Below are 6,597 nucleotides of genomic sequence, written 5' to 3'. Positions count from 1 at the left end.
GCATTGTCGCTGGCGGTCGCCATCAACACGTTCCCGGCCTGGGCCACCTGGCTCAACGCCGCTGCGATGCCGGCAGAGTCCTCGGCCCTGACCGCACCTGCCAGCGCAAAGAGTCCGGCAGCCATCTCCCCTGGCACGCGGCGCTGCAGCTTTGCAGCCGGTCAAGCGCCGTGTGCCTGCCCAACCGCAGCTCAAAGGCCGCGGTGTGCATCTCCAATGACTTGGCCCCCGCCTTGGCGGCCAGCTCGGCAAACGCTCGAGCCGGGTGTGGCTGATGCCGGGGAGTCCATGCGGGCCACCGCCAGGGAGGCAAAGATCTCCGCGGTCCAGGCAAAGAACCCCAGGGAAGGCTGCGGTCGGCTGCTGCCCAGTCCGCGGGAGAGCAGCTCGGTGCCTTCCTCCTGCCGGCCCAGGGACATCATCGCGTAGGTGGTGGCCGCTTCCACCGCTGCACGTTCAAAGCCCGGCGCCCCGTGTGAGAGCTGTTCCAGGCAGGGCTGCAGGATGGGCAGCGCCTTTTCGGCCTCCCCTGCCAGGCACAGCAGGATCCCGCGCACCGACTCGGCGAAGGCGGTGATCCGTGGGTTCGAGTACTTGCCGCGGTTCAGCTGGGAGGCACGCAGCATGGCGCTCTTCCAGCTGCCAGCCAGCAATTCGGCGTGCAGCAGCTGCGCTTCAAGTTCCGCCGCTTCCTCATGGCAGATCGTGTCGGCCAGGTGGCCATTGAATTGCAGGATCTGCAGTTCCCGGCTGATCTGGCGGATCGCCGCCAACGCGTCGGCCTGCCGGGTCCCCGCCGCCCATTGGAACACCTGGGCCACGGCGGCGCGCAAGTGCAGCGATTCGGTCTTCCAGCTCGTTGATCCCGTGGGAAGTTGTCCCAGCGGGTTGTGCTCCGAATCGATCTGCTCACCGGGAGCCAGGCGGGCACCGAGCAGCTTCAATTCCTGGGCCGCCCGCCCCAGGCGGCGTCCTGGCCCCGCTGCATGGCGCCTTTCAGGCTTCCGGTCGCCTCCTGAAGCAGTGTTCCGGCATCCTGTTCGCGACCCAGCAACAGGAGCGCCTTGACGTGCAGGTTCAAGATCCGCACCCGTGTTGCAGGATCACGCAGCCACCCCGCGCTGGTAGCCGTGAATTGCGAAGCTTTCACCGGCACGGACCAGCTCCTCGTACTGTCCAACGTCAACCAGTGCCCGCAAACCGGTCAGGCTTGGGCGGCTCCGGCATCGATGTGCAGCCCCTGCAGCAAGTGGCGTACGCCTCATTGGACTGATCCTGCAGTTCGTGACGCAGCAGCAGGGTGAGCAGCGGCATGCCAATGGCCACCTGCCCCACACGCCGGGCATCGTGGCGGATGTGTCCGGCTGCGAACAGTGCGTCCACTTCCCGGACCAGTTCGGCCTTGTGAACCGTTTCCAACGGGACTGGGCCACCCAATGCCAAGGCGGAGAGCAGATCCCGTTCCCTGGGTTGCAGGCCGGAAATCATAGAGCTGGATAATGCGCTCAGGGCCGGCCCACCGTGGATCCGTGCCGAGACCAGCACCCATACGCCGTTGCGCTGGACGAGTTGGCCGTCGGATGCCCAGGTGCGGGCCAGCTGGAGCATCAGCGTGCGGTTGCTGTCGGCCAGGTAGTGCAGTGTGGCGGCGGCAAATGCGGAAACTCTTGCGCCCAGGCGCCGGTGAGCACATAGCGTGCGTCGGTGACGTCCATGCGCCGTACCGTGACGTGGCCGAGCTGCCCGGAGCGGTACAGAGCCAGCAGGTCGCGCGGCAGTTCACGGATCTGCGCGCAGTGTACCGCCAGTTTGATTTTGCGCATCGATGCCAGCTGGGCGATCAGCGAGGCCGATTCCTCGTCCACCAGGTCCGCGCGCCCCAGCAGCACCACCGAGGGATTGCCATCGTGGCACAGCAAGTCGGCCAGTCCGTGAATAAGTGTGTGACGCGTGGCGCTCTGTTCCGGTTCCAGCTGGGCCAGCAGGAATGAGAGCACTCCGCGCGGCACCTGAGTTCCAAAGCTGCTGCCGTTGAGCTTGACCAGTCGTGCTCCACCGCCCAGGCGGGTGAAGGCTTCATCAAATGCTGAGCGTCGACCGCTGCCGGATGGACCGACAATCACCACACCGCTCGTTTCGTTGTTCACGAGCGTGGCGTGGATTTGCTGTACCACACGGTTCAGCTTAGGTGTCACGCCGGTGCCTACCCCGTTCGGTAGGCGTGAATTTCGAGTGCCATTTTCCCCAATTGGGCTCGAGTATTCCATTTTCAAACCGTCCCCATTCGGTTCGTTTTCCCCCAAAAACAGCGGATCCGATGCAAAACCAGATCCACATTGATGTTTATCCTAGAGCTTGAGGAGGCAGAAATTACGAAAGTTGCCCTCAGGCTCAGCCAAATGTTCAGCCGTTCAAAACCTCAAGTTCACCGCGATTCCGGCGCTATTTGCCACTTCCCCAAAACATCGCTCGCCAACATTCCTCCTTGACTTGTACAAAGACCGCGCTTTCGCGGTTCTCCGTGCAGCGATTTCGTTGAGGTTTTGGAGAGGATCGGAGACGAAAGCTCAATACTCGAGAACCACTTGATTACGGGTAAACCCGGGAAACGATCAGGTCCTGTCTGCCGTTCCGGCCCTGACACCCATGAACTTGGCTAGTGACACCCACTGGTCTTCCGGATCAAATCCAGTGGACCTCAGCTTGTCAAATGTTGAAGGTGCTGCGGGTGGGCCGTGGCGCGAAGTCTTCCCGGCCCTGCGCGTATTTCCGGGTGCTGGTTCTGCCGACCCGGCTCGGATCATTCCCCGAAAGTTCGAAGACTCGGCACGCCACGTCGTACCAGCTGGCCGCCTCTCCCCCACCCTGCAGGTGATACACGCCAGGTTCGCAATCGCCACTGATCAGATGAAGGATTTCATCGAAGCACGCCAGGGACTGAAAGTAGGAGTTCCCGAGGAGGTCGCCTGGCGCCAAGGCTACATCGGCAACTCCGAGTTGCTCACCCTGGAGGAGTCCCTGGGCAAGAGCGGATACGGGGGATTACCTCATTGGCTTGCTGGAGCACAGCTTTGAGGACCCTATCGCTAACGAGTGAGACTTCAACAGCAACTCGCCCGTCGACGCGGGTGTTCAATAGGGCTTGGTTCCTCCCGGTTTCGCAGTGGTTGCGTTCCCCCTCCCACGGTACGGAACAGCCGCTCTCATCCAACTTCAGTCATTTATCCATCGCATTTGTGATTTTGCGGACAAGGGCCAATAGACTTTCGCTCATGCGGATCACTGGATCACGCATTGATCACTCATACCTTGCGAGGAACAAATGAATAAATTCTTCCGTGGCGTTGTGGCAATGGGCGCCGCACTGGCACTGGCATTCTCAGGAACCACGGCGGCCACTGCGCAACAGCCGACCGTCACGCACAGCGTCGTCAGCGTTGCCGCTGCCAAGAAGGCCCCGGCAGTGACGATCAACAAGATCGGCACCAAGACGGTCAAGGGCAATACCAAGGCCACCGTGAAGCCAAGCTACAAGAAGGCGAAGAACGTCAAGATCAAGTCGGCAGTCTTGACGGTCAAAAAGGGCAAGAAGACGATCGCCAAGAACAAGAAGTCGGTCGCACTGGCAGCGGGCACCTACGAAGTCACCACCGCCGTGAAGTACCAGTACAAGGGCAAGACTTCCACGGTGAGCAAGAAGCAGCAGCTGGTGGTGAAGAAGGCCGCCGTGAAGAAGACCGTGGTGAAGATGAACGGCAAGACCATCAACTGCCCGGCAGGTTCCCGGTCAAGGGCAATCGCACCGGCAGCAACAAGGAATGGAAGTACCACGTTCCGGGTCAGCGTTTCTACAAGAGCACCAAGCCAGAAGAGTGCTTCAAGACCGCTGCTGATGCCCGGAAGGCTGGCTATCGCGCCTCCAAGGTATAAGCGGTAGCCTAACCGGGGCATCATGATGCAGCTGGCAGGGGCTGCCATTCACCAGATGTGCTGGTGGATGGCAGCCCCTGTCTCGTCTGCGGTGGTGCATGCCGAGCCGTCACCGATGCTAGCGGTTCAGGAAGTCATCAAGCGGTGCGGAGAGTGTCTCGTAGTTGGATACATCAACGGCCAGCACGGTGTCTTGCAAAATCAGGGTGGGAGTTCCCTGTAGGCCCAACTCCATGGCGTCCTGGGAATCGTGCTCCACCCGTTCCGCTATCGCTTCGGATTTGTAGTCGCGCAGGAACTTCTCGGTGTCCAGGCCCAGGTCCCCTGCATAGGCCAGGAACTGTTCGTCCACCGAAGTGCTCTGGCTCCATTGATCTTGATGCTCAAAGACGGTTTCCGACATCTTCTCCAGTGCACCTTGTTCCGCGGCCGCTTCCACCGCGCGGGCCGCCGCTGGTGCGTTCTCATGGATGGGCAGCGGGAAGTTGCGAATGATGATGCGCAGCTCATCTCCGTAGTCGTCCTTGGCTTGGCGCACTAGAGAATCCATCCCAGCACAAAACGGGCACTGGTAATCGGTGAAGAGCACCAGCGTGCCGGCTGCTGCTTTCGGCGCGCTGATGGTGCGGGCATCCTGCGGTGCGAGCAGCCGGGCGACCTCAGCCGAGGGAGCCGCCGGTGTGCGCGCGGCTTCGCTGCTTTCGGCGCTGGCTTCAGGGCTGGGCGTCGTGTGGTTGGCCGGGATGGCCCCACTGGAGCAGGCTCCGAGCAGGAGGGTGCTGAGCAGGGCCATGGCAATCAGTGGGGTACGGGGATCTCGGTTCATGTTCTTTCCGGTGCAGGGTCTGACGTGGAGGTGATGGAGGTGCGGCTCGGCGCGGTGCGGATGCACTTCAAGCGCAGCAACGAATGTGCTGCGCTTTCGTGGGGTTGGTTGTTTGATTCCGTGGTTAGTGGACCAGGATGATTCCGGTGTAGGCGATGCCGGCCACGATGAGGGTGGAGATAGCGGCCAGGATAAAGGGCCGAATGCCCACGTTCATCAGGTTGCGGATCTTCACCCCGCACCCCAGGCCGAACATGGCCGCCGAGAGCAGCGCGGTTTGGATCATGGAACCGGCGTCGATGACTCCCTGCGGAAGGTTGCAGAAGGAGCGGATGAGGATCATGGCCAGGAAGCCGATGATGAACAGCGGCACGATCGGTGGGCGCTTGGCTTCCGGGTTCAGGTTGCCGCGGCGCCGCTGGCGTACGCTGAGCACCGCCACCACGGGGGCGAGCATCAGGATGCGGGCCAGCTTGGCGATGACCGCTGCGGCCAGCGCTCCCCCGCCGATGATTCCGCCGGCGGCGACCACCTGGGCGATTTCGTGGATCGAGGCTCCGGCCCACATGCCGTTCAGTTCCGGGCTCATGCCCAGCAGCTGGCCCAGGAAGGGCACCGCCGGGATCATCAGGGTGCCGAAGATGACCACCAGGCCACCGCGGTAACCACATCTTCCTCATCCGAGTCGGTGACCCCTTCCACTCCGGCCACCGCCGCGGCGCCGCAGATGGAGAAGCCGCAGGCGATCAGCAGCACCTGGGCGGCGCGCATCTTCATCAGCCGGCCAATCAGCAGGGTGGAGAAGATCCCACCGCCGACGATGCATACGACCACCAGCAGCATCGGTGCCCCCAGCGAGATGATGTCCGAGAGCACCAGCTGCAATCCCAGGAAGACAATGCCCAGGCGCAGCAGCTTCTTGGAGGCGAAGGTGATGCCGGGCATGGTGCTTTCGGGAAGCCGGATGACGTTGGTGAGCGTAATGCCCAACACGATCGCTACGATCAGCGCACTGACGCCCGGCAGCAGCTTGTTGATGCCCATGGAGATGACTACGGCGACCGCGCACAGCAGCAGTCCCGGCAGGTATGGGCGAATGATTCCTGTGGCCTTGTGGGTCGCAGGCTGTTTGACCTGATCTGTTTGAATTGCCATGTTTCCATGGTTTCAACACGGGGCCGAACCCAGTAGACGGCACTTTGACATCAGGACATATACTCCTGATATGAGTAATTCTTGGCCCGATTTAGATGTCCTGGTACTCTTCGTGGCCGTGGTGAATTCCGGAAGCCTCGGCGCCGGGGCCCGGAAGGTGGGGATGGCCCAACCCAATGCCAGCCGGGCCGTGGCCCTTTTGGAATCAAGCTCAAGACGTCCCTGCTGCACCGCACCCCGCGCGGTTCGGCGCCCACCGAAGTCGGGGTCCAGCTGGCCGAACAGGCACGCATCCTGCTGGATGCCGCCCAACGCTTCAGCGACTGGGAACAGAGCGGCGTTGGGCACCAGGTGGAGGAACTGCGGGTGGGAGCGAGCATGACCATCGCCGAAACCCTGCTGCCCGCCTGGCTCTCACGTTTGCGCACGCTCGTTCCGCGGGTGCGCGTGGACGTGAAGGTGGGCAACTCGGAGGAAATCCTGCAGCAGGTCCAGCAAGGTGCGCTGCAGTTGGGTTTCGTGGAGACACCGCACCTGCCCCAGCAGCTGAACACACTGCTCGTCCAGCAGGACGCCTTGCGGATCGTGGTCGGCCCCCACCACCCGTGGGCCGAGCGCAGCACGCCGGTGAGCCTGGTGGAGCTGGCCGCGACACCGCTGGTGCTGCGCGAATCCGGTTCCGGAAC

Annotated in this window: 10 protein-coding genes and 1 pseudogene; 4 read left to right on the top strand and 7 right to left on the bottom strand. The window is 62.4% G+C overall.

Features of this window, described 5'->3' with window-relative positions:
- Positions 1-191 precede the first annotated feature (191 nt).
- From JCM19049_RS06600 to JCM19049_RS19055, 5 genes are all read right to left on the bottom strand, one after another.
- Positions 192-944, bottom strand: a complete 753-nt coding sequence (locus JCM19049_RS06600) for a hypothetical protein (protein WP_054821184.1) — start codon at positions 942-944, stop codon at positions 192-194.
- A complete protein-coding gene (locus JCM19049_RS19060) occupies positions 941-1,081 on the bottom strand; it encodes a hypothetical protein (protein WP_279402611.1) in 141 nt (46 codons plus the stop codon). Before JCM19049_RS19060 ends, JCM19049_RS06600 begins: the two co-directional genes overlap by 4 nt.
- 101 nt (positions 1,082-1,182) lie before the next feature.
- Positions 1,183-1,608, bottom strand: a complete 426-nt coding sequence (locus JCM19049_RS06595) for a hypothetical protein (protein WP_054821183.1) — start codon at positions 1,606-1,608, stop codon at positions 1,183-1,185.
- Entirely contained in the window at positions 1,608-2,303 is a 696-nt protein-coding gene (locus tag JCM19049_RS06590; RefSeq protein WP_279402610.1) for a hypothetical protein, read from the bottom strand. The genes JCM19049_RS06595 and JCM19049_RS06590 overlap by 1 nt, the downstream gene beginning before the upstream one ends.
- Before the next feature lie 403 nt (positions 2,304-2,706).
- A complete protein-coding gene (locus JCM19049_RS19055; RefSeq protein WP_279402609.1) occupies positions 2,707-2,880 on the bottom strand; it encodes a sugar nucleotide-binding protein in 174 nt (57 codons plus the stop codon).
- 27 nt (positions 2,881-2,907) lie between these two features.
- Between JCM19049_RS19055 and JCM19049_RS06585 the strand changes: the two genes are divergently transcribed.
- Positions 2,908-3,075 carry a hypothetical protein gene (locus tag JCM19049_RS06585; RefSeq protein WP_279402608.1) on the top strand — a complete coding sequence of 56 codons (168 nt, stop codon included), beginning with the start codon at positions 2,908-2,910 and terminating at the stop codon, positions 3,073-3,075.
- Positions 3,076-3,463: 388 nt separating this feature from the next.
- Positions 3,464-3,937: a hypothetical protein gene (locus tag JCM19049_RS06580; protein WP_279402607.1), complete on the top strand. Its 474-nt coding sequence runs from the start codon at positions 3,464-3,466 to the stop codon at positions 3,935-3,937.
- A 111-nt stretch (positions 3,938-4,048) separates the two neighbouring features.
- Here the strand turns inward: JCM19049_RS06580 and JCM19049_RS06575 are convergent, their stop codons facing one another.
- On the bottom strand, positions 4,049-4,756 hold the full coding sequence (locus JCM19049_RS06575; RefSeq protein WP_279402606.1) for a thioredoxin domain-containing protein: 708 nt from the start codon (positions 4,754-4,756) through the stop codon (positions 4,049-4,051).
- Positions 4,757-4,880: 124 nt separating this feature from the next.
- Positions 4,881-5,800 (bottom strand): annotated as a pseudogene (locus JCM19049_RS06570) (YeiH family protein).
- Positions 5,801-5,909: 109 nt separating this feature from the next.
- On the opposite strand from JCM19049_RS06570, the gene JCM19049_RS23245 reads away from it, so the two are divergent.
- Positions 5,910-6,293 (top strand): LysR family transcriptional regulator, encoded by a 384-nt coding sequence (locus JCM19049_RS23245; protein WP_374700250.1) that lies wholly within the window; start codon positions 5,910-5,912, stop codon positions 6,291-6,293.
- Positions 6,290-6,597, top strand: a 308-nt coding sequence (locus tag JCM19049_RS23240; protein ID WP_374700251.1) for a LysR substrate-binding domain-containing protein, incomplete at its 3' end; no start/stop codon positions are given. The genes JCM19049_RS23245 and JCM19049_RS23240, both read left to right, overlap by 4 nt.

The organism is Arthrobacter sp. JCM 19049, from assembly GCF_001310435.1.
The sequence above is the reverse complement of the archived record's forward strand: the minus strand, read 5'-3'. Positions and strand labels throughout refer to the sequence as shown.

Coding starts and splice junctions, on each gene's coding strand:
- JCM19049_RS23245 (WP_374700250.1), top strand. CDS start 5,910: ATGTTTCCATGGTTTCAACACGGGGCCGAACCCAGTAGACGGCACTTT.
- JCM19049_RS06595 (WP_054821183.1), bottom strand. CDS start 1,608: ATGCTCCAGCTGGCCCGCACCTGGGCATCCGACGGCCAACTCGTCCAG.
- JCM19049_RS06575 (WP_279402606.1), bottom strand. CDS start 4,756: ATGAACCGAGATCCCCGTACCCCACTGATTGCCATGGCCCTGCTCAGC.
- JCM19049_RS06585 (WP_279402608.1), top strand. CDS start 2,908: ATGAAGGATTTCATCGAAGCACGCCAGGGACTGAAAGTAGGAGTTCCC.